This is a genomic window from Corynebacterium sp. UMB9976, from assembly GCF_030212265.1.
Classification (GTDB): domain Bacteria; phylum Actinomycetota; class Actinomycetes; order Mycobacteriales; family Mycobacteriaceae; genus Corynebacterium.
Genome location: NZ_JASODY010000001.1, coordinates 174,136 through 195,450, shown reverse-complemented (window position 1 = coordinate 195,450; position 21,315 = coordinate 174,136). Strand labels below are relative to the sequence as shown.

The 21,315-nt window shown below is 63.3% G+C and carries 20 protein-coding genes and 7 tRNA genes; 20 read left to right on the top strand and 7 right to left on the bottom strand.

Annotated features, from left to right (window positions below; all coding sequences use genetic code 11):
• From QP140_RS00930 to QP140_RS00900, 7 genes are all read right to left on the bottom strand, one after another.
• Nucleotides 1-1,347, bottom strand: a complete 1,347-nt coding sequence (locus QP140_RS00930) for a glycosyltransferase family 87 protein (RefSeq protein ID WP_284757557.1) — start codon at nucleotides 1,345-1,347, stop codon at nucleotides 1-3.
• A 71-nt stretch (nucleotides 1,348-1,418) separates the two neighbouring features.
• A tRNA-Gly gene (locus tag QP140_RS00925) sits at nucleotides 1,419-1,494 on the bottom strand.
• A gap of 31 nt (nucleotides 1,495-1,525) precedes the next feature.
• A tRNA-Val gene (locus QP140_RS00920) sits at nucleotides 1,526-1,597 on the bottom strand.
• Between the two features lie 34 nt (nucleotides 1,598-1,631).
• Nucleotides 1,632-1,703 (bottom strand) — tRNA-Cys (locus tag QP140_RS00915).
• A gap of 53 nt (nucleotides 1,704-1,756) precedes the next feature.
• Nucleotides 1,757-1,832: transfer RNA gene (locus tag QP140_RS00910), tRNA-Gly, on the bottom strand.
• Between the two features lie 31 nt (nucleotides 1,833-1,863).
• Nucleotides 1,864-1,935 (bottom strand) — tRNA-Val (locus QP140_RS00905).
• 18 nt (nucleotides 1,936-1,953) lie between these two features.
• A tRNA-Gly gene (locus QP140_RS00900) sits at nucleotides 1,954-2,029 on the bottom strand.
• A gap of 310 nt (nucleotides 2,030-2,339) precedes the next feature.
• On the opposite strand from QP140_RS00900, the gene QP140_RS00895 reads away from it, so the two are divergent.
• From QP140_RS00895 to secF, 20 genes are all read left to right on the top strand, one after another.
• A tRNA-Val gene (locus tag QP140_RS00895) sits at nucleotides 2,340-2,411 on the top strand.
• Between the two features lie 240 nt (nucleotides 2,412-2,651).
• Entirely contained in the window at nucleotides 2,652-3,212 is a 561-nt protein-coding gene (locus QP140_RS00890) for a copper resistance CopC family protein (protein WP_262369135.1), read from the top strand.
• A gap of 75 nt (nucleotides 3,213-3,287) precedes the next feature.
• The gene (locus QP140_RS00885; protein ID WP_246818082.1) at nucleotides 3,288-3,590 is read left to right on the top strand and encodes a hypothetical protein; all 303 of its coding nucleotides are present in this window, start codon (nucleotides 3,288-3,290) and stop codon (nucleotides 3,588-3,590) included.
• Between the two features lie 128 nt (nucleotides 3,591-3,718).
• On the top strand, nucleotides 3,719-4,375 hold the full coding sequence (locus QP140_RS00880) for a copper chaperone PCu(A)C (RefSeq protein WP_284757553.1): 657 nt from the start codon (nucleotides 3,719-3,721) through the stop codon (nucleotides 4,373-4,375).
• 129 nt (nucleotides 4,376-4,504) lie between these two features.
• On the top strand, nucleotides 4,505-5,713 hold the full coding sequence (locus QP140_RS00875) for a Dyp-type peroxidase (RefSeq protein WP_070758979.1): 1,209 nt from the start codon (nucleotides 4,505-4,507) through the stop codon (nucleotides 5,711-5,713).
• Nucleotides 5,714-5,854: 141 nt separating this feature from the next.
• A complete protein-coding gene (thrS, locus tag QP140_RS00870; RefSeq protein WP_284757738.1) occupies nucleotides 5,855-7,843 on the top strand; it encodes a threonine--tRNA ligase in 1,989 nt (662 codons plus the stop codon).
• A gap of 160 nt (nucleotides 7,844-8,003) precedes the next feature.
• Entirely contained in the window at nucleotides 8,004-8,585 is a 582-nt protein-coding gene (locus QP140_RS00865; protein ID WP_284757736.1) for an HIT family protein, read from the top strand.
• Nucleotides 8,586-8,649: 64 nt separating this feature from the next.
• Nucleotides 8,650-9,294: a phosphatidylinositol phosphate synthase gene (pgsA, locus tag QP140_RS00860; RefSeq protein WP_070758976.1), complete on the top strand. Its 645-nt coding sequence runs from the start codon at nucleotides 8,650-8,652 to the stop codon at nucleotides 9,292-9,294.
• Between the two features lie 3 nt (nucleotides 9,295-9,297).
• Entirely contained in the window at nucleotides 9,298-10,239 is a 942-nt protein-coding gene (locus QP140_RS00855; protein WP_284757552.1) for a phosphatidylinositol mannoside acyltransferase, read from the top strand.
• The gene (locus QP140_RS00850; protein WP_284757551.1) at nucleotides 10,236-11,429 is read left to right on the top strand and encodes a glycosyltransferase family 4 protein; all 1,194 of its coding nucleotides are present in this window, start codon (nucleotides 10,236-10,238) and stop codon (nucleotides 11,427-11,429) included. The genes QP140_RS00855 and QP140_RS00850 overlap by 4 nt, the downstream gene beginning before the upstream one ends.
• Nucleotides 11,430-11,434: 5 nt before the next feature.
• Nucleotides 11,435-11,905: a hypothetical protein gene (locus QP140_RS00845; RefSeq protein WP_284757734.1), complete on the top strand. Its 471-nt coding sequence runs from the start codon at nucleotides 11,435-11,437 to the stop codon at nucleotides 11,903-11,905.
• Nucleotides 11,906-12,085: 180 nt separating this feature from the next.
• Nucleotides 12,086-13,006, top strand: a complete 921-nt coding sequence (gene pdxS / locus QP140_RS00840) for a pyridoxal 5'-phosphate synthase lyase subunit PdxS (protein WP_070758973.1) — start codon at nucleotides 12,086-12,088, stop codon at nucleotides 13,004-13,006.
• A 6-nt stretch (nucleotides 13,007-13,012) separates the two neighbouring features.
• Complete coding sequence (locus QP140_RS00835; protein WP_187441028.1) at nucleotides 13,013-13,897, top strand: acyl-CoA thioesterase; 885 nt, start codon at nucleotides 13,013-13,015, stop codon at nucleotides 13,895-13,897.
• 262 nt (nucleotides 13,898-14,159) lie between these two features.
• On the top strand, nucleotides 14,160-14,915 hold the full coding sequence (locus tag QP140_RS00830) for a YebC/PmpR family DNA-binding transcriptional regulator (RefSeq protein WP_284757548.1): 756 nt from the start codon (nucleotides 14,160-14,162) through the stop codon (nucleotides 14,913-14,915).
• Nucleotides 14,916-15,166: 251 nt separating this feature from the next.
• The gene (gene ruvC, locus QP140_RS00825; protein ID WP_187441029.1) at nucleotides 15,167-15,670 is read left to right on the top strand and encodes a crossover junction endodeoxyribonuclease RuvC; all 504 of its coding nucleotides are present in this window, start codon (nucleotides 15,167-15,169) and stop codon (nucleotides 15,668-15,670) included.
• A 44-nt stretch (nucleotides 15,671-15,714) separates the two neighbouring features.
• Nucleotides 15,715-16,335, top strand: a complete 621-nt coding sequence (gene ruvA / locus QP140_RS00820; RefSeq protein WP_284757547.1) for a Holliday junction branch migration protein RuvA — start codon at nucleotides 15,715-15,717, stop codon at nucleotides 16,333-16,335.
• Between the two features lie 66 nt (nucleotides 16,336-16,401).
• Nucleotides 16,402-17,505, top strand: coding sequence for a Holliday junction branch migration DNA helicase RuvB (gene ruvB / locus QP140_RS00815; RefSeq protein WP_284757546.1), 1,104 nt, complete (start codon nucleotides 16,402-16,404; stop codon nucleotides 17,503-17,505).
• A gap of 149 nt (nucleotides 17,506-17,654) precedes the next feature.
• Nucleotides 17,655-18,047 (top strand): preprotein translocase subunit YajC, encoded by a 393-nt coding sequence (gene yajC, locus QP140_RS00810; protein ID WP_284757544.1) that lies wholly within the window; start codon nucleotides 17,655-17,657, stop codon nucleotides 18,045-18,047.
• A gap of 167 nt (nucleotides 18,048-18,214) precedes the next feature.
• Nucleotides 18,215-20,056, top strand: coding sequence for a protein translocase subunit SecD (gene secD / locus QP140_RS00805; protein WP_284757543.1), 1,842 nt, complete (start codon nucleotides 18,215-18,217; stop codon nucleotides 20,054-20,056).
• Nucleotides 20,053-21,264, top strand: coding sequence for a protein translocase subunit SecF (secF, locus tag QP140_RS00800; protein WP_442874957.1), 1,212 nt, complete (start codon nucleotides 20,053-20,055; stop codon nucleotides 21,262-21,264). Before secD ends, secF begins: the two co-directional genes overlap by 4 nt.
• The last annotated feature ends 51 nt before the right edge of the window (nucleotides 21,265-21,315 follow it).

Here is a 21,315-nt window from a genome sequence, read left to right as displayed (position 1 = left end):
CTATTCACCTTTCCAGGCTTGGGTTTTGTTCTCTTCCGCTGGCTTGCGATGCCGTCCACCGGAGATGGACGGGGTGGAGCGGTTGAGGAACCAGATCAGCGCGCTGATCGAGATGCTGATGAGCAGCAGCATCCAGCCTACGGTGCCCCGTAGCGTTTCGAAGATTCGCCCGGCCCAGAACCATTGATCCGAGTACCAGCTGTCGATGGCCAGGCACAGGTAGACGCCCAGCCACGCGACTGGATTATGCATCGTCGATCGGTGGAGGAATGCCGTGAAGAGCAGCGGCACGATGAGCAGTGAATAGTACATCTGCCCCAGGGAACTGACGAGGAACACCCCGATCAGTAGCAGCGAGGAGGTGGTGAATGCCCACATCTCGCGATCCCCGGGCCGGGTGGAGTTGCGCCACGGCAGCAGGGTAAAAGCGCCGATGAGTACGAGGACGGCGGCGAGACTGCGCCAGAACCAAATCGTCACGGTGCTGGCCCCGAAGTACACACCGACACCGACGATGGAGGAGTTCGCGAAGTCACGGACCTCGCCGAGATAGGGCACAAGATTGTCGAAGAAGCCCTGGGGCTCAGCCATCAACGTCCAGCCCACGATATTGCAGGCGATAGGTAAGAGGAGAGCCGCAACGAGGCTTAGCCACTGACGTCGAAAGAAGGGAAGAAACAGCAAGACGACGAACTGTGGCTTGATCGTGATTGCGAGTCCCAACGCGAGCCCGCTGCACACCTGGGAGGTGGCGCCTTCTCGCAGGAGGAAGTACAGGCACAGCGTGGCGAGGAGGAGGAGCACTCCGTTGATATTGGCGAAGAGCAGGTTGTTCTTGACCGCCTCGGTGTTGAATACGGCGATGATGCTCAGTGGCCATAGCGCGCCGGAAAGGGAACCCAGCCAGGTCTTAGACCAGCCGCGGGCAGTGTAGATGATGTGGCTGAGGATCCCAAGGGCAATCACGATCGCGATGGCGTTGCCGAAGATATACAGCGCCCGCGCCGCTTCAAAACTACCGAGGGCTGACAGCGGGCTCAGCAGCATCGTCCCGCCCGGGAGGTAGAGATAGTGCGGGTCGGTGGTGGTGTAGTCCTCGGAGTACACCGGAACGCCCGACCAGAAGCGGTTGATGGCTTCCCATACTGTTGTGAAGTCGTCCGTCGTGCCGCTCTCGTAGGAAGCCCAGATCTTATGCAGGGCGGTGAGGAGCGCCAGAGGCCACAGTGCCCAACTCACCCATGGAAAGCGTTCATCGAAGCGGGTGGTCCTAGCGCTGACGCGACGAGGCTCGTCCCGGGTTGGATTCGCGGAGGCAGGCGCTGGGGAAGAGGCAGAGTGGCTCATGGTGTCTTCGAGAATATCGTGGGGATATGAGAAAAGAGGCAACAGTGTGAATACTGCTGCCTCTTCATCTTTGGAGCGGATGACGAGACTCGAACTCGCGACCCTCACCTTGGCAAGGTGATGCGCTACCAACTGCGCTACATCCGCGTGCGAATCCACTGTAATAGTGAACTCACCGTGCGCGATACTGGGATCGAACCAGTGACCCCTTCCGTGTCGGGGAAGTGCTCTACCGCTGAGCTAATCGCGCTAGCTTTCAAGTTCAGCCTCGGGGGCGAACTGAGAGGTGGAAACGGGAATCGAACCCGTGTAGACGGTTTTGCAGACCGTTGCCTAAGCCACTCAGCCATTCCACCGTGGCGTGAAACCCGCCTGATGTGGTGATCCTCCACGTGAAGCGGAGAATACCTGGAGCGGATGACGAGACTCGAACTCGCGACCCTCACCTTGGCAAGGTGATGCGCTACCAACTGCGCTACATCCGCGTGCGAATCCACTGTAATAGTGAACTCACCGTGCGCGATACTGGGATCGAACCAGTGACCCCTTCCGTGTCGGGGAAGTGCTCTACCGCTGAGCTAATCGCGCGGTCCTCTAAAATAAGAGTGGAGCGGATGACGAGACTCGAACTCGCGACCCTCACCTTGGCAAGGTGATGCGCTACCAACTGCGCTACATCCGCATCGCAACATAGTTTCACCGAGAACCTGTGGTTCACCGGCTGCACGCTGTGCTGCAGCACTAAACGATAGTCAATCGTGTCCGAAGCGACAAATCGCCAGGTGTAGGGCTGAAAATCAGGTCGTTTTAAAGTCACCTCGTTGTTATTTGTCTGTCATTGTTTCTTGTTGGGCGGGCACCTGGTGTCGACCTTTCGGGAGGTGATGCTCTTGGGGTGGCCGCTTAGGGGTCGACGCGTATCGTGCCGAATATGTCTTGTGGCCTGCAGGTTTTGGAAAGGCTGTAGCGCTCAGCTAGATTATCTCCTGCAAGGTCCTATAGCTCAGTGGGAGAGCACTTCGTTCACACCGAAGGGGTCACTGGTTCAATCCCAGTTAGGACCACGGTTATGAAGGGGCCGGTCGATAACGACCGGCCCCTTCATTCGTATCGGGCATCCCCGTTCTAGTTGGGTGGCCGGCGCCTTCAGCCAATCACTGAAAGTCCCTTTGGTGAGGAGCGGCGGCGCGTGACGTGGGGGTGCGGGCTCGGGGGTATGCTCGGGCGGAGTGAAGTTCGCGGGAACTTAATCGAGCGATCGTCCGACTATCTATATCGGACCCGAACATCAATGGAAGGTGAAGATGCAGTTGTGGTTTGCTGACGCACACAAGCTCCGGTCCCGGATTGCGGGCCTCGTAGCGGCACTCGTTACGGGGATTGCGATGCTGGGGGCCGGCGTTGGTCCGGCGGCAGCGCACGACCTCGTGGTCGACTCCACGCCCAAGCAGGGCTCGAAGATCGAAGAGCCAGTCAAGGAGATCTCCTTGACATTCTCGGGTGTTCCTAAGGAGGGCTTTAATCGCATCGCGCTGTCCCGCGATGGCGACGTTCTCTTCACTGGGGAGCCCGATGCAGATGGCCGAGTTTTGAGCATCGAGGTGTCTGACGACGTGGACTGGCAGCCCGGTGAATACACCGTGGGCTACCAGATCACTTCTTCGGATGGCCACGCTACTCGCGGTTCGCTGCAGTTCCAGTACGGCGACGTCGAGGCTGCGGATTCCAGCTCTTCCGAGCAGTCGGAGGAGACGGGGTCTGAGGGGTTGGGCGTGCCTACCTGGATTTTCGGCGTAACCAGTATTGTTGTTATTGCAGGAGCTCTCGTTCTCGCCATCGCACGGTGGCGGGATATCTCCAAGTAGTTTGGGGCGCCTGCCTGCGGTCCTCACCGCAGGAGGGGCGAAGAGCCACGAGAAACACCAAGGAGTCTGAAAACCGTGAAGCAGAACCGCACTGCACTGTCCGCCGTTGTCGCGCTGAGCGCCGCGCTCGCGCTGGCTGCCTGCTCCCCGCCGAACGAGAAGGCTACCGGCACCGAGCACATCGACACCGCCACCGTCGGGGCAAAGACCCCGGAGCTGGGCGACAAGACGGACAAGAAGGCCGACTCGGCAACCTCTGAGACGGAAGAGACCACCACGTCTGAGGAGGCTTCCGAGGCTGCGGAAACGACCGCTGACGTCGAGCCGGGTGCGGCCAACGACGCCGGCACTGAGCCTGCAGCAGGCACCTTCAACTAAGCCTTTCTGGTTGGGTCCACATCCCATGCGCGTGGGGTGGAATCCCGGGGCGATTCGTCCGCCCCGGCCTCCCGCCCGCCGCACCAACCACTTCCTTGAGAATCAAGGACTTTTCCGTGAGGTACACCATGAACACAACCGTTGGGCACTCTGTGCGTCGCCCCAAGTCCCTGCGCGCCACCGCGGTCGCGCTGATGGGCGTGACTGCTCTCGGACTGGCCGCCTGCTCTCCTTCGGAGGAGAAGCCAAGCGAGCAGACCGCTTCTGAGTCGCAGACCGCCGAGAACGCTGCCGAGGGGCTGACTTTCGAAGGGGCATACGTTGGTGCTAAGGGCACCGATAAGAACATGACTGCGGTCCTCGGCAAGCTGGTCAACAATACCGACAAGGAGATCCACATCGTCTCCGCATCCGGCAGCCTGGATGCGACGTACGAGCTCCACGAGGTTGTCGATGGCGTCATGCAGGAGAACCCGGAAGGTTTTCGTATCCCGGCCGGTGGCGAGCTCGAGCTGAAGCCGGGTGGCGACCACATCATGATCATGGACTACTCCGAGGAAATCGCCGCAGGTGACGACATCACTGTCATCCTCAAGGCAGAGGACGGCACGGAATACGAGCTCAAGGACATTCCGGCTCGCGTGCAGCAGTCCAGCCACGAGCACTACGGCGACGCCCATGGCGAGCACGGTGATCACGCTGGCATGGAGGGCCATGGTGAGCACGGTGGCCACGGTGCGGGTATGGACGGCGAGGGGGAGCACGCCGAGCACGGCGAGCACTAGAGCTGCCTCCCACCAAGTGATGAAAATGAAAAGCCTGGGCCACGTGACTAACGCGGGGGCCCAGGCTTTCCCGCCATTTGGCCGCGAATCAAGAGACTTAGCAAGGACAGAAGAAGGTTTTTGAGCGAGATGAGTACTGGGGAGTCTTCGGGATTTTTTAACGTCAGCCGGCGTGGGCTATTCGCCGGTGTCGGCGCAGCGGGTGCGGCCGCCGTGCTCGCCAGCTGCGCGGAAGGCGAGGGACGCGGGGGAGACATGCCCAACTCCTCCGGGGACATCGAGGAAAAGTTGACCGTCCCCTTCGATGGCGCTCGCCAGGCCGGCATTCAAACGCCGCACCAGAGTCACGGGCTTGTCGTGGCCTTCGACTTCCACAACACGAACAGCCGCGAGGCCCTCCGCAAGGATCTCCGTCGGCTCATGCGCGTGTGGACCCCGGACGCTCGGAAACTCACTCAGGGCAACGCTGCGTTGGCTGACCTCGAGCCCGAGCTCAACCTGCAGCCCGGCAACCTGACCATCACCGTCGGCTGGTCGCCTGCCCTCATCGAGAAGATCGGCTCGCTCGATGAGGTTCCGAAGTGGGTTTCCTCCCACACCAAGGGACTGCCGAAGTTCAAGGGCGACGATCTGGACCCAGCGTTTAGCGATGGGGACGTCGTCGTCCAAATGTGTGGCGAGGATCTGACCACCCTGTCCCACGCGATGCGAGTCCTGACCCGCGGCGGGCGGGACTACGTCAAGCCACGCTGGACCCAGCGCGGCTTCGTCGACATCCGGGAGGGGCAGACCGCACGCAACCTCATGGGCTTCAAGGACGGCACCGTCGTCCCGCGTACCGACGAGGAATTCGATAACGCGGTTTGGGACGACCGTAACGGCACCTCGATGATCGTGCGTCGGGTGACCTTCGACATGCCTGGTTGGGAGGCCCTCGACCGCGAGAGCCGAGAGAACGTCTTTGGCCGCAAGGCGGTCAGCGGTGCACCCCTGACCGGAGAGGACGAGTTCGATGACCCGGATCTCAACGCGGTGGACAAGACCGGACTACCCGTCATCGATCCCAAGAGCCACGTGGGCATTACGGCAGGGGAGGGCAAGCATATGCTGCGGCGCCCGTTCAACTGGGACGGCGAGGTCAACGAGCACGGCGATTCCGGCCTGATTTTCATCTGTTTCCAGGAGGATCCGGACACCTCCTTCACCCCGCTGCAGCACCGTCTCGCGGAGAACGACCGACTTAATCAGTGGATCACCCACACTGGTTCTGGGGTCTACTGGGTGCTGCCTGGCACCGAACCGGGCTCCTACTGGGGTCAGCAGATCCTCGAGGGGTAAACTGAAAGGTCGTTAGTGGCTGTCACCCGGTATGTGACCGCCCACGTCGTTGCTTGAAGGAGCATTTTCTTGAACTCTCCCGTTTCCGCCCAGCCTGCCGTTAAGTTCCTCGTTCCGGCTGGCGAGACAGCCGGTGCGGCCATGCGCCCGCTGGAGCTGCCGAACAAGGGGCCCGAGGCCATCGTCGTCGTGAAGGACCCGGAGGGTAACCTCCGCGACCTTGCCTGGACTCCGGACGTGGACACCGAGGTCACCGCGATCGCGTCCGATACGGAAGAGGGGCGCGGCGTGATCCGCCACTCCACGGCGCACGTTCTCGCCCAGGCCGTGCAGCGCGTTTTCCCGGGTACCAAGCTCGGCATCGGACCGGCCATCGATGGCGGTTTCTACTACGACTTTGACGTCGCGGAGCCTTTCACGCCCGAGGATCTGAAGAATATCGAACGGGAGATGAAGAAGATCATCAAGTCCGGCCAGCGCTTCGAGAGCAAGGCCTATGGCTCCAACGATGAGGCTCGCACCGAGTACGCTGCCGAGCCGTACAAGCTCGAGCTCATCGAGGACAAGGGCAACGTCGATCCGGACTCCGAGGAGGCCATGGAGGTCGGCGCAGGTGAGCTGACCGCTTACTCCAACGTCAACCCGCGCACCGGCGAGGTCGAGTGGTACGACCTGTGCCGCGGCCCGCACGTGCCGACCACGCGCTACATCCCGGCCTTCGCGATTACCCGCTCCTCGGCGGCGTATTGGCGCGGCGACCAGGACAACGCGGGCCTGCAGCGCATCTACGGCACCGCCTGGGAGTCCAAGGAGAAGCTCGCCGAATACCAGCACATGCTGGAGGAGGCTGAGAAGCGCGACCACCGTCGCCTGGGTGCGGAGCTGGACCTGTTCAGCTTCCCCGACGAGGTGGGCTCCGGCTTCCCGGTGTTCCACCCGAACGGCGGCATCGTGCGCCTGGAGATGGAGGAGCACTCCCGCAAGCGACACCTGGCCAGCGGCTACTCCTTCGTCAACACCCCGCACATCACGAAGGGCGACCTGTTCCAGAAGTCCGGTCACCTGGACTTCTACGCCGAGGGCATGTTCCCCCCGATGCAGCTTGATGGCGAGACCGACGAGGACGGCAACGTCACCAAGCCGGGGCAGGACTACTACGCCAAGCCGATGAACTGCCCGATGCACAACCTCATCTTCGCCTCCCGCGGCCGTAGCTACCGTGAGCTGCCGTTGCGACTCTTCGAATTCGGTACCGTATACCGCTACGAGAAGTCCGGCGTGGTGCACGGCCTGACCCGCGCCCGCGGCTTCACCCAGGATGACGCGCACATCTACTGCACCGAGGACCAGCTCGAGGACGAGCTGACGACGGTGCTGGAGTTCATCATCTCCCTGCTGCGCGACTACGGTCTCGACGACTTCTACCTGGAGCTGTCGACGAAGGACCCGAAGAAGTTCGTCGGCACCGACGAGATCTGGGAACGTTCCACCGAGATCCTGCAGCGGGTTGCCGAGAAGTCCGGCCTGGATCTCGTTCCGGACCCAGCTGGTGCCGCCTTCTACGGGCCGAAGATCTCCGTCCAGGCTCGCGACGCCATCGGTCGTACCTGGCAGATGTCCACCGTGCAGCTGGACTTCAACCTGCCGGAGCGCTTCGACCTGGAGTACACTGCACCGGACGGCACCAAGAAGCGCCCGATCATGATTCACCGCGCGCTCTTCGGCTCTATCGAGCGTTTCTTCGGCGTGCTCCTGGAGCACTACGCAGGCGCGTTCCCCGCCTGGCTGGCGCCGCACCAGGTCATGGGCATCCCAGTGGCCGAGGACTTCACCGACTACCTGGAGGCGTTCGTCGCCGATCTGCGTAAGGACGGCATCCGCGCCGAGGTGGACACCTCCGATGACCGCATGCAGAAGAAGATCCGCACCCACACCAAGGGCAAGATCCCGTTCATGCTGCTCGTCGGTGGCCGGGACGTCGAGAATGGTGCGGTCAGCTTCCGGTTCCACGACGGTACGCAGGTCAACGGCGTACCGCGCGAGGAGGCAGCGAAGGCGATCAAGGAGTGGATCGGCCAGCGTCGCAATGAGCAGCCGACGAAGGAGCTCATCGCGTCGGAGCTGGGCTAAGCATCGCCCGGTGGCAAAGAATAAAGGTAGGGGTGTGAGGATAGTGAGTTGCGATCCGAGCCAGGATCCTGCGGGCCGGTGTTCCTCGGAACGAGGAGCCGCGGAACCCGCGGGGACTGAGCTATCCGCCCAGGCTGCGTCTGAGGCCAATGGCCGGGTCGTGGACACCGGGGTGGGCTCGCAGCCTGATCTCGCCGGTGGCCTGGATCGGCTCTGGGCTCCCTACCGCTCCGCCTATCTCGCCGATCGGCCGAAAAAGCCCGCCCAGGAGGGAGCACAAGGCCCAGAGGGCGGCGAGGAGAAGCCCGAGGACCCGTTCCTCGACCTGCCCAACCTTCCCGACGAGGAGGCGCTCATCGTCGCTCGCGGGAAGGAGGTCTTCTGCGTCCTCAACCTCTTTCCCTATAACCCCGGGCACATGATGGTGATCCCATACCGCCAGGTCGCCAACTACGAGGAACTGACAATGCCGGAGCTCACTGAGCTGGCGACCTTCACCCAGCACGCGATCAAGACCCTGCGCTATGTGTCGGGCCCGGACGCCATCAACGTCGGCATGAACCTCGGCCGCCCGTCCGGTGGATCGGTGCCCACGCACCTGCACCAACACATCGTTCCCCGCTGGACCGGGGATACGAGTTTCATGACGGTGATCGCCGGCGCTAAAGTGCTACCGCAGACACTTCGCGATACCAGGGCCCTGCTCTCTCGGGCGTGGCGCGAACTTGAGGATCAAAAATAGTGGATAATACCGGGCGTAGGGGACCCGTACTAAGGACAATCGTGATGACTGAAAGGAAGGCTCAATGCTGAGCGAACACGCCCGTCGGCCTGCCTCCGTCATCATCGAACCCATCGCCCGCACCCTTCAGAAAGCGCACGTGAGCCCGAATTCGGTCACGCTCGGTGGGACCGTCGCCGCGGTGGTGCTCGCCCTGTGGCTGATCCCCACCGGCCACCACTTTGCCGCGGCCGTGCTGATCGGACTCACGACCGCGCTGGACATGGTGGACGGCACCATGGCTCGAATGTCGGGTGGCGGCACGAAATTCGGCGCCACTCTGGATGCCACCTGCGACCGGGTCACGGACGGCGCGATTTTCGGAGCCCTAGCCTTTTGGTTCGCGATGGACGCCGAGTCCCACCCCGTGCTGCTTGCTCTGACCCTCACGATTCTCGTCGCTGGTCAGGTGACGAGCTATGTGAAGGCGCGAGCGGAGGCCAGCGATCTGCCCGTTGACGGCGGACTCATTGAGCGCCCGGAACGGCTCATCATCTCGCTGGTCGCCCTGGGGCTGTCCGGCCTGGGCGTGCCATATGTCCTCTGGGTTGGCCTGTGGCTGCTGGGTCTGGGCTCCGTATTTACGGTGATCCAGCGCCTCGTGATGGCCTCCCGCTCGGAGGCGTCCACCGAACACATCGCGGCGCCCGCGGGAGCACGGGAGTTTTAGCCCGTGACCAAAAAACTATCCCTGCCCAGCGGCGAGGATCTCTCCGCGCTGGCATATCAACTGGGTTGGGCGGCGACTAAGCGCCTGCCGGAACCCGTCGCTGCCGTGCTTTTCGATCTGATCGCTGACGCTGCCTCGGGGCGGGGGAAGGGACCCGAGCAGCTGCGCCGCAACCTGTCCCGCGTCGTCGGTCCGGAAAACGTCACCCGTGACCTCGTGCGTCGCGCGATGCGCTCCTACCTGCGTTATTGGAAGGAAGCCTTTCGGTTGCCCAGCATGGTCGGTGACGACCTGGCCACCACACTCGACCAGGGCTTCGACTCCCCAGTCAGCAAGCAGCGCGTGGCGGAGGCCGTCGCGGAGGGCCGAGGGGTCATCCTGACGCTGCCACATTCCGGGAACTGGGACATGGCCGGGGTGTGGCTGGTTCACACCCACGGCGGTTTCGCGACCGTCGCGGAAAGGCTGAAACCCGAATCGCTATTCGAAGCTTTCGTCCACTACCGCAACCAGCTGGGCTTCGAAGTCCTACCGCTGACGGGTGGCCAGCAACCGCCGATGGCTCGGCTCGAGGAGGTCCTGCGCGCGGGCGGGGTCGTGTGCCTGATGGGGGAGCGGGATCTTACCGGCCGTGGAATTCCCGTGGATTTCTTCGGCGAACGGACCTCCATGCCCGCGGGTCCCGCCATCCTCGCCCAGAAAACCGGGGCAGCCCTGCACGTAGCGCACAGCTTCTTCGGCGAGGCACCGGATCAGTGGGGCTTTTCCGTGGGGCCAAGGATCGATGCCGACCGCCCGCTCGCAGAAGTAGCGCAGGACATTGCGGATGGCTTCGCGCAAAACATCGCTGCCCACCCCGCCGACTGGCACATGCTGCAGCCGCTGTTCTACGACGACCTCAGTGAGGCTCGCCGTGCTCGGCTCGCAGCAGGGGAGGCCCCGTGACCCAGGATCAAATCGCAGCGATTGGGGAGCGTCCCCTTAACATCGGCATGGTGTGTCCATACTCCTTCGACGAACCCGGCGGGGTGCAGATCCACGCGATTGAACTCTGCGCCGAGCTTCAGCGCCGCGGCCACCGCGTGAGCCTGATCGGCCCGGGGGAGCAGCGCGAGGGGCTGCCGGAGTTCCTGGAATGCGGTGGCCCCAGCATCCCGATCCGCTACAACGGTTCCGTGGCCCGGCTGAGCTTCGGTCCCCGTGCGCGCCGCCACCTGCGCCGCTGGATCGCGCGACATGATTTCGACGTGGTGCACATCCATGAGCCGAACTCCCCGTCCTATTCCATGCTGACCCTCGCGGTCGCCGAAGGCCCCATGGTGGCGACCTATCACGCCTCGGCCAGTGGTTCGAAGATCCTTAAGCTTGCGTTGCCGGTCTTGCGGCCGTTTCTGGAGAAGATCCACGCCGGCATTGCTGTCTCCGAGGAGGCCCGGCGCTGGCAGGTGGAGATGCTCGCCGGCGACCCGGTGCTGATCCCCAACGGGGTGGACACTGCTGCCTATCGGGAAGCGGAGGTGCTGCCCGAGCTGGATCCTGACCGGCCTCGGATAATGTTTCTCGGTCGCTTCGACGAGCCGCGCAAGGGCCTCCAGGTGATGCTTGGGGCGATGCCATCGATCCTGCGCCAACACCCGAACGTCGAACTTTTGGTCGTGGGCGCGGGTTCGGTCGAGGCGCTCGGCAAGCGCCTGGATGGGATGGGGTTGAGTTGGGTTCACGGCAGGCAGCCTAGTGAGGCAACGGTGCGGGTGTTGGGCAAGGTCAGTGATGAGGAGAAAGCCCGCGCCCTGGCCACCAGCGACATCTACGTCGCCCCCAACACCGGAGGCGAGAGCTTCGGCATCGTTCTCGTGGAGGCGATGGCTGCAGGTGCGGCCGTCGTCGCCAGCGATATCCCGGCCTTCAAGGCGGTCGGCGATCAAGGACGCGCCGCGTGCCTATTCGCCAACCACGACGCAGCCAACCTCGCGCTAAAGATCAACCGCCTGCTGTCAGAGCCCGCGGAGATCCGCGAACTGGCTGCCCGCGGGCAGGACCGGAGCCGGATGTACGACTGGAACACGGTGGCCAGCCGCGTGGAGCAGGTGTACCAGACTGCCACGCTTAAGGGACGGAAGGTGACCTGCTCGTGATCGCGATCCCGACCTGGCTCGTCATACTCGCCGCCGTATTGGCTGTTCTGCTGGTGATCGGCCTGTGGGCCTACTTCACCGCCGCCCGGCTCAACCGTCTGCACATCCGCACCGATAGCGCCCGACTCACTCTGGAGGGTGCGCTGCACACCCGCGCGATGTTGATAGCCACGCTGCGGCCAGATTTGAAGAAGCAGGCGGATCGGGTGTCCCGGGTGCCCCTGCAGGCGACCGACATGGGGGCGCACTCGGAGGCGGAAAACAGCTTGCTAATGGCACTGGATGCCACCGTTATCGAGCACCCGGCGTTCATTGCCGCCTCCACGCGCGTTGACCTGGCATCTCGCTTCTATAACGACGCCGTGTGGGACACCCGCCAGCTGCGCTCTCGGGCAAGCGTTCGAGCCCTCAAATTGGCCGGTTTCGCTCCGCTGCCCGAGTATTATGAGGCCGCGACGACCGATCACGTGGCGTGAACCTAACCCTGTTAGACGGGTTAGAACTAGACAGGTTAGACTAGTGGCCTAAAACACCAACGAGCTGGAACGTGTTGGCGTCCTTAAAGCCGCACTCCCGAGGGGCACCGCAAGGTCAACCCGAGGGCTGAGGCGAGTAAGCGCGAGCACGCCCAGCCACGAAGAGACGGGAATAACTACGTGAGCAAGGCATCCAAGACCGCTGCGGCGGACGCGTCCATCACCACCGGTTCCGCGCGCGTCAAGCGCGGTTTTGCCGACCAGCTGAAGGGCGGCGTCATCATGGACGTCGTCACCCCGGAACAGGCCAAGATCGCCGAGGACGCAGGAGCCTCCGCCGTTATGGCACTGGAGCGCGTTCCGGCTGACATCCGCGCACAGGGCGGCGTGTCCCGCATGTCCGACCCGGACATGATTGCTGGCATCATCGACGCCGTCGAGATCCCGGTCATGGCCAAGGCCCGCATCGGCCACTTCGTCGAGGCAGAGGTTCTCGAAGCACTCGGCGTGGACTTCATCGACGAGTCCGAGGTGCTGAGCCCGGCCGACTACAAGAACCACATCGACAAGTTCGACTTCGAAACCCCATTCGTCTGTGGCGCCACCAACCTGGGCGAGGCCCTGCGCCGCATCAACGAAGGTGCAGCCATGATCCGCTCCAAGGGCGAGGCCGGCACCGGCGATGTGTCCAACGCGGTGACCCACATGCGCACCATCCGCGCGGAGATCAACCGCCTGAGCAACATGGCCGAGGATGAGCTCTACGTCGCCGCCAAGGAACTGGCCGCACCGTACGAGCTCGTCGTTGAGGTTGCGCGTAACGGCAAGCTCCCAGTCACCCTGTTCACCGCCGGTGGTATCGCCACCCCGGCCGACGCGGCGATGATGATGCACCTCGGTGCTGAGGGCGTGTTCGTCGGCTCGGGCATCTTCAAGTCCGGCAACCCTGCTCAACGCGCCGCAGCCATCGTCAAGGCAACGCAGAACTACCAGGACCCGAAGGTCATCGCGGACGTCTCCCGCGGCCTGGGCGAGGCCATGGTCGGCATCAACGTCGACGAGCTGCCGGTGTCCCACCGCCTCGCAGAGCGCGGCTGGTAATTCCCCATGGTTGCCTCCTCGTCCGCCGCCCGGCCCCGCATCCTCGACGTTCTCGACCTTGAGAAGATCGACGGGGATATCTTCCGGGGACGCGTGATTCCCTCGACGTTGAGCCGAACGTTCGGCGGGCAGGTGGCTGCTCAATGCCTGGTCGCTGCGACCCGAACCGTGGGCGCGGAGTACCAGGTGCATTCCCTGCACGGATATTTCGTCGCCCCCGGGCGTTCTGAAGAACCAACGCTGTACATCGTGGAGCGCATCCGCGATGGCAGGTCATTCTGCTCCCGCCAGGTGAAGGCGGTTCAGCACGGCAAGCCGATCTTCATCATGCAGGCCAGCTTCCACGTCCGTACGGACGAGGGGCCGGAACACTCCGATGAGATGCGTCGGGTGGTGCCACCGGAGGAGGTCGTGGTCAACCGCGACGAGCTGCCTCCGGTGCGCAAGGCGCTGTTCGATGAGTGGCGCGAGTGGGATCTGCGGGTCGTGCCGGAAGGGGACTTCGAGCCGAATAAGTATGCGGCCTCCCAGCAGGTCGTCTGGTTCAAGTCGAAGGCCAAACTCCCGGACGACGAGACCTTCCACGTGTGCACGTTGGCGTATATGTCTGACATGACGCTGCTGTCCTCCGCCCTTGTCCCACACCGGGGCGAGCAATACCAGGAGGCCTCACTCGATCACGCGATGTGGTTCCTGCGACCGTTCCGCGCCGATGAATGGCTGCTCTACGACCAGGTCAGCCCATCGGCGCACGCGGGGCGCGCGATCACCCACGGCCGCATCTTCAACCAGGCCGGGGAATTGGTCGCCGTCGTGACCCAGGAGGGGCTGACCCGAAAGATCGTGGGAGACCGCCCGGCCGTCCCGCTTAAGGGCTTCGAAGGGAAGTAACACTCGACCCCGCAGCTTTAACATGCGGGGTTGCAGCCTCGACCCCGCAGCAGAACCGCCGTGCCGAGCAGCACGGCGGTTTTTGCGTCCAAGAAACGCATCTCCCGAACAATTACCCACGACGAGGAGCGCGTTAAGGCCTTCTTGGGACGCGCGGACCAGTGGTTCTAAAGAAAACCCGCCGGAGGCTCGTAGTAAGCTGGTAGGCGCGAAAAACTGCTCAGCAGTTTGAAGGAATTATTCGGCTAGTAGGAAGAGGACGATGGCAGGCCATTCAAAGTGGGAGACCACGAAGCGTAAGAAGGCAGCAATCGACGCCAAGCGTGGCAAGGAATTCGCTCGCCTGGTGAAGAATATTGAGGTTGCGGCGCGCATGGGTGGCGGCGACCCGGATGCCAACCCGACGCTCCAGGACGCCATCACCAAGGCCAAGAAGTCCTCCGTCCCCAACGACAACATCGAGCGGGCCCGCAAGCGTGGCTCCGGCGAAGAAGCTGGTGGCTCCGACTGGGAGACCATCATGTACGAGGGCTATGGCCCGGGCGGCGTTGCGATGCTCATCGAGTGCCTGACCGATAACCGCAACCGCGCTGCCACCGACGTCCGCACTGCGATGACGAAGAACGGCGGCAACATGGCGGATGCCGGCTCCGTGTCCTACCAGTTTGAGCGCAAGGGCCAGGCCCTTCTCGACAAGGGGGAGCTGACCGAGGACGACCTGCTGCTTGCTGTCCTCGACGCCGGGGTCGAAGAGGTCAAGGACCACGGGGAGCAGTTCGAGGTGCTCTGCGATATTTCGGACCTCATGGCCGTCCGCGAGGCACTGAAGGAAGCGGAGATCGAGTACGACTCCGTCGAGCAGGTGTACCGCTCGAATCTGGAGGTTCCTGCGGACGCGGAGTTGGCCCGCAAGGTCGCTAACCTCATCGATGCTCTCGACGACGTCGACGATGTTCAGGAGATCTACACCAACATGTCCGTCTCCGACGAGGTTGCGGCCGAACTCGCCGAGGACTAATCGGCCTACCTACGGGGCGGTACGTGCCTACCCGCCCATGGGGCTGGGTTGGCTGCCCGGCCGCATGACGGGTTGCTACGAGCCGACGTCGATTTCGATCATGTGTGCTATATTCGGTATCTATCATGAGTGCGAGGTCTAATGCAGTGCCGGATGGGGCACCCGGAGAGTCGGATCAGGGTGCCCTCGGCCGCGCCTCCCGGTCGCCGGGAGGGTGGGGGTCGCCCACTGGATTTCGGCGGACCGAATCGATGGTGGGCAAGCGCGTCATGGGAATCGACCCTGGTCTGACCCGCTGTGGGCTCTCCGTCGTGCAAGCCGGCCACGGCCGCGCAGTGTTCCCCGTCGCTGTCGGAGTGGTTCGCACCGAGTCCCATGTCCCGCTGGAGCAGCGACTCCAGCGGCTATACCGCGCCGTGAGTGAGTGGATCGCTGATTACTCCCCGGACGTGGTCGCGATCGAGCGGGTTTTCGAACGCTCAAACGTCTCGACAGTCATGAATACGGCTCATGCCTCCGGGGTGCTGATGCTCGCCGCGGCGGAGCACGGATTGGCCGTGGAGAGCTACACGCCCAGCGAGGTGAAGAAAGCGATCAGCGGCAATGGCCGGGCCGATAAGGCTCAGATGACCAAGATGATCACCCGCATTCTGGGGCTCTCAGAGGCCCCCAAGCCCGCGGATGCCGCCGATGCGCTCGCACTGGCGGTCTGCCACTGCTGGCGGGGACCGATGAATCAATTCCTGCGTCCCTGAGGCGCCTGGGGTAGAAAACACAACAGAAGGATGATGAGTTCGACATGATTTCCTCGCTGCGCGGCGACGTGATCGATAAGGGCCTGGATTATGTAGTGATCGAATGCGCCGGGGTGGGATACCGCTGCCTCGCCACCGGCGATACCCTCGCTACGTTGCATCGCGGCGAGCAGGCCTTCGTCCTCACCAGCCTCGTGGTCCGGGACGACGCGCATACGCTCTATGCTTTTTCGACCCCCGAACAGCGCGAGACTTTCGGAATCCTGCAGAAGGTCTCTGGCGTGGGCGCGCGCCTCGCCATGGGGGTGATGAGCGTGCTGCAGCCCGCGGACATCGCTCGAGCCGTCGAGGAGGGGGATATCAAGACCCTGCAGCAAGCCCCGGGGGTGGGTAAGCGACTAGCCGAACGCATGGCCGTGGACCTCAAGGGCAAGTTTCCGGCTCCGGAAGCCACCAACGACCAGGCAACCATTGGCGATATTGCCACGAGCGGCAACGACACAGCACTGCAGTCGCAGGTGGTGGAGGCGCTCGTCGGCCTCGGCTTCACCGAATCCAAGGCTGCTACGGCTGTGAAGAAGATTCTTGAGGAGCAGAACGGAACCGCCGACCCTTCGGCAGTGCTGCGTGAGGCCCTGCAGCGGTTGAGTGGCCACAAGCGTTAATCGCGCGCGGGCCACACAACACCTAGGATTCACAGCAGCAGACCACGTAGGCAAAAGGACGCACCAATGTCAGACATCGAACGCACCGAATTCGAATTGCCGGGTTCGTCGCTGCCTACCCCGCGCCCCGAACCCGGCAATCAGCCTGCCGGGCAAGCGCCGAATAGCGAGCTCTCCGGTGCACAGATCCCCGGGGATACCGAGTTCGATAGCTCGCTGCGCCCGAAGAGCCTGACGGAGTTCATCGGCCAGCCGAAGGTGCGCCAGCAGCTTGAGCTCGTGCTTGGCGGTGCCCGCAGCCGTGGTGTTGCGCCCGACCACGTGCTCCTTGCGGGCCCGCCGGGGCTAGGTAAGACGACGATGGCGATGATCATCGCCCAGGAGCTCGGTTCTTCTCTGCGCATGACCTCGGGCCCGGCACTCGAGCGGGCAGGGGACCTGGCGGCTATGTTGTCGAACCTTATGGAGGGCGACGTGCTCTTCATCGACGAGATCCACCGCATGGCGCGGCCCGCCGAAGAGATGCTCTACATGGCGATGGAGGACTTCCGCATCGACGTCATCGTCGGTAAGGGGCCCGGAGCAACGTCGATCCCCATCGAGATTGCCCCATTCACCCTCGTTGGCGCGACGACTCGGGCGGGCATGCTCACAGGTCCCCTCCGTGACCGCTTCGGTTTCACTGCTCAGATGGAGTTTTACGACACTCCCGAGCTCACCCGGGTGGTCACCCGTGCCGCCGGCATTCTCGGCGTAGAAATCGATCACGACGCTGCCACCGAGATCGCCTCCCGGTCGCGGGGCACGCCGCGTATCGCCAACCGGCTGCTCCGTCGCGTGCGAGATTATGCCGACGTGCAGGCCGACGGCCAGATCACCGTGGACATCGCCCGGCAGGCGCTCGTGGTCTTCGACGTCGATGAAATGGGGCTCGACCGTCTCGACAACGGGGTGTTGGACGCTCTGGTGCGTGGCCACGGTGGCGGGCCCGTGGGAGTGAACACGCTTGCTCTGGCGGTTGGGGAGGAGCCCTCGACGGTCGAGGAGGTCTGCGAACCATTCCTCGTGCGCGCAGGCATGGTGGCCCGCACGCCGCGGGGGAGGGTTGCTACCGCGGCAGCATGGCGCCACGTCGGCCTGGAGCCACCGGAGAACGCACCTGGCATGTAGCGCCGCGTGGAGAACAGCGCCGACGGGCCCGCGCCTAGCGCGCCCCGCGCATCGAAGCACCGCGCGTCGGGCCCCCAGGCGTCGAGTCCCCGAGGTGGGAACGGTAGCGGCTACGTGCAAAAACCTAAGAATGTGAGACACTGAAAACTATGAATTCTTTGATACTCATCCTGATCGTCGTCGTATTCATCGCCTTGCCGCTGGTGCAGATCCGCAAGCAGAACCAGCGGATGAAGCAGATTCGCGAATTCCAGGACTCCCTCCAGCCGGGCATGGTCGTCCAGATGACCTCGGGCATCCAGGGGCGTGTGGCGCACGTGGGTGACACCTCGATTGACCTGGAGATCAGCCCTGCGGTGGTGACCACCTGGGACCGCGCCGCCGTCCTGCAGGCCGTGAACTCCGTGGAGCCTGGCTCGCAGCAGGAAGAGCAGCTGAGCAACCGTCCGGATGACCAGGCCGAGACGGTGGACGGTGACGTCCAGAACACGGATTCCGACGTCGACGGTGGTACCAGCGCCCGCGGCGAGTCCCGCAACTAGGCGTCGGTGCGCGACCCGCTGGACGCGCACGCACACCCCGCGCGGACTTGGACATCTGGTGACCGGAGACAGGAATCCGGGTGCCAGATGTTTTGTGTCTCCAGCAGGCACTAAGATATTTTCCCAGCTTTTCATTTAATCCCGATTAACAGCTCAGGAGCCCAACTGTGGCCACAGCGCGAACTCGGCAGCAGAAGCCCACGAAAAAGAAGTGGTTGAAGCGCTCGCTGCTCGTCTTCTTCGTTATTTTCCTCGCCATTTACGGACTTGTCTTCACCACCGGCGATAAGTCCGCTACGCCAAAACTCGGCATCGACCTGCAGGGTGGCACGCGAGTTACCCTCGCCCCGCAAGGGGAGCGGCCGACCGCCGACCAGCTGCAGCAGGCACGTCGCATCCTCGAGTCCCGCGTCAACGGCATGGGTGTCTCCGGCGCCGAGGTCGTCACCGACGGCGATAACCTCGTGATCACCGTCCCGGGGGAGGACGCCAGCGAGGCCCGCGCCCTGGGACAGACCTCCCAGCTGCTGTTCCGCCCGAACTCCCAGCCACAGCCGACGACCCCGAAGTTCGCCGAGGTCTACAAGGACATGGCCAACCGCTGGGTTGAGGCGGGCATCGTGGAGAAGAAGGCCACCCAGGAGAAGATGAACGATCTCCTCAAGGCCATGAAGGAGCAGAATGCTCCAGGGCTGCCGGACAAGCTGACGGTAACCGCCAAGGAGCCAGCGGAGCCGAAGAACTCCGTCGAGGAGCAGAAGCGACGTGACAAGCAGGTTCAGATCCTGCTGAAGGACCGCCAGTCCGAGGACCCGGATACGCAGTCCGCAGCAGCGGGGCTGCTCGACTGCTCCGGACCTGATCCGCTCTCCGGTGCCGACGATCCTGCCAAGCCGCTGGTGACCTGTTCGCCGCAGGGACCGATGGTGCTGGGGCCTGCTCCGGTGCTGATCGGTGATGAGAACAAGGACAAGCCCCGCCGCTTGACCGGTGACATGATCGATATGAATTCCACCATCACCGGTGGTTTCGACGCTCAGTCCGCACAGATGGCCATCACATTCCGTTTCAAGACCGGCAAGGACACCCCGGGTGGCGAGACCTGGTACAAGCTCGGCCAGGACATGATGAACCAGCAGGTCGCCATCACTCTGGATTCCCAGGTCATCTCCGCCCCGCAAATTCAGGGCGCAACCCCGCCAGGCGAGGTTTCCCAGATCACGGGCCAGTTCACCGAGAAGGAAGCCCAAGACCTCGCCAACAACCTGCGCTACGGTGCGCTGCCGCTGAGCTTCGTCGGCGAGAACGGCGAGCCGGGTGGTACCGCGACGACGATCTCGCCCACCATGGGTGAGGCTTCCCTGCGCGCTGGGTTGATCGCCGGGCTCGTTGGACTCGTGCTCGCCTCCCTCTACGCGCTCTGGTACTACCGCGGACTCGGCCTGATCGCCATCGTCTCGCTGGTGGCCAGCGTGGCGACGGTCTTCGGTCTCCTCGTTCTGCTGGGTCGCTGGATCGGTTACAGCCTGGACCTGGCCGGCATTGCGGGCCTAATCATCGGTATCGGCACCACCGCCGACTCCTTCGTGGTCTACTTCGAGCGCATCAAGGACGAGATCCTCGGTGGTTCGACCTTCCGTTCCGCCGTGCCTCGCGCGTGGGATCGGGCTCGCGGGACGATCGTCACCGGTAACTTCGTGTCGCTTATTGCAGCGGTGATCCTGTACTTCCTCGCCATCGGCGACGTCAAGGGCTTCGCATTCACCTTGGGGCTCACCACCGTCGTCGACGTCCTGGTGGCCTTCCTGCTGACCGCGCCTCTGACGATCATGTTGTCCCGTAAGCCTTTCAGCGCCAACCGCAAGGTCAACGGTCTGGGCCCGGCATTCCGCCTTGCGGAGTCCCGTGGCTACTCGCCGACCCGACCAAAGTTTGCTGCCGCCACGGCGGACGTTAAAACGACGAGTGGCTCCACAGAGAGCAGCTCGACCGAGGAGGAGACCCGATGAGCAGCACGGACACCGCCATGAGCAGCGTGAACACTGCGCAGCAGAAGGAACAGGACAAGGGCTCCTGGTTGAGCCAGATGTACAACGGCACCGGCAACTTCCCATTCGTGGCGAAGCGGCGCCTCTCGTACCAGATTCTCATTGCCATCTTCGTCGTGTGCATCGCGACAATCGGCTTCCGGGGCTTTAACCTCGGCATCGATTTCGAGGGCGGTACGCGCATCAGCATGCCGCCGACCGCAAGCGTCCAGCAGGATGACGTTGAGCGCGTTTTCACCGAGGCCACGGGAGTAGAACCCAATGCGGTTCAGACCGTCGGTTCGGGAGACTCGCAGGTCATCGAGATCAACTCCGAGCGGCTCAGCGAAGAACAGATCCGTCAGGCCCGGACCGCGCTCTTCGAAGAGTTCAAGCCCGTGAATGCTCAGGGGCAGCCCTCCGAGGACGCCGTGAATGACTCCACGGTTTCCGAGTCCTGGGGCTCGTCCATCACCCAGCGCATGCTGCTCGCACTCGGCGTTTTCGTTCTCGCCGTCTTCGCCTACATCGGGCTGCGTATGGAGCGCGACATGGCGATCTCCGCGATCATCGGTGTGATCATCGACCTCACCATCGTCTCGGGGCTGTACGCCCTCCTGGGGCTCGACGTCTCTCCGGCGACGGTCATCGGCCTGTTGACGATCCTGGCCTATTCGCTCTATGACACTGTCGTCGTGTTCGACAAGGTGCAGGAGAATACTGCGGGGCTATTCGACTCGAACCGCGCGACATATGGGGAGCAGGTCAACCTCGCGATCAACCAGACGGTGATGCGCTCCATCAACACCTCCATTTTCTCGCTGGTGCCGATCGCTGCGCTGCTGGTTATCGCCGTGTGGCTCATGGGCGTAGGCACCCTCAAGGACCTCGCGCTCGTGCAGTTCATCGGCGTGATCTGCGGTACCTTCAACTCCATCTTCTTCGCTGCCCCCATGCTGGTGAGCCTGAAGATGCGCCAGAAGAAGTACCAAGAGCACGACGAGAAGGTTCGCAAGGCTCGCGAACGGGCAGCTGCTGGCGAAGAACCGGCTGACGACGCCGAGGATGCGCCCCGCGCCGGAACCCGCACCGTCGTGAGCCCGAACGCTGGGCTTCGCGCGCAGCGCGAACAGCAACCGGATGCCACGGGCCCGGATACCAGCGGGGTATCCTGGCGACCTGGAATGTAGCTGGCGAAAGCTCAAAGAATCGGGGGAGACCCCGTGGAGCGTTCGCATGGC

Excerpts from the sequence above, each read along its gene's own strand:
- QP140_RS00930 (WP_284757557.1), bottom strand. The coding sequence starts at position 1,347 with ATGAGCCACTCTGCCTCTTCCCCAGCGCCTGCCTCCGCGAATCCAACC.
- QP140_RS00890 (WP_262369135.1), top strand. The coding sequence starts at position 2,652 with ATGCAGTTGTGGTTTGCTGACGCACACAAGCTCCGGTCCCGGATTGCG.
- QP140_RS00880 (WP_284757553.1), top strand. The coding sequence starts at position 3,719 with ATGAACACAACCGTTGGGCACTCTGTGCGTCGCCCCAAGTCCCTGCGC.
- QP140_RS00875 (WP_070758979.1), top strand. The coding sequence starts at position 4,505 with ATGAGTACTGGGGAGTCTTCGGGATTTTTTAACGTCAGCCGGCGTGGG.
- thrS (WP_284757738.1), top strand. The coding sequence starts at position 5,855 with ATGCGCCCGCTGGAGCTGCCGAACAAGGGGCCCGAGGCCATCGTCGTC.
- pgsA (WP_070758976.1), top strand. The coding sequence starts at position 8,650 with ATGCTGAGCGAACACGCCCGTCGGCCTGCCTCCGTCATCATCGAACCC.
- QP140_RS00835 (WP_187441028.1), top strand. The coding sequence starts at position 13,013 with ATGGTTGCCTCCTCGTCCGCCGCCCGGCCCCGCATCCTCGACGTTCTC.
- QP140_RS00830 (WP_284757548.1), top strand. The coding sequence starts at position 14,160 with ATGGCAGGCCATTCAAAGTGGGAGACCACGAAGCGTAAGAAGGCAGCA.
- ruvC (WP_187441029.1), top strand. The coding sequence starts at position 15,167 with ATGGTGGGCAAGCGCGTCATGGGAATCGACCCTGGTCTGACCCGCTGT.
- ruvA (WP_284757547.1), top strand. The coding sequence starts at position 15,715 with ATGATTTCCTCGCTGCGCGGCGACGTGATCGATAAGGGCCTGGATTAT.
- ruvB (WP_284757546.1), top strand. The coding sequence starts at position 16,402 with ATGTCAGACATCGAACGCACCGAATTCGAATTGCCGGGTTCGTCGCTG.
- yajC (WP_284757544.1), top strand. The coding sequence starts at position 17,655 with ATGAATTCTTTGATACTCATCCTGATCGTCGTCGTATTCATCGCCTTG.
- secF (WP_442874957.1), top strand. The coding sequence starts at position 20,053 with ATGAGCAGCACGGACACCGCCATGAGCAGCGTGAACACTGCGCAGCAG.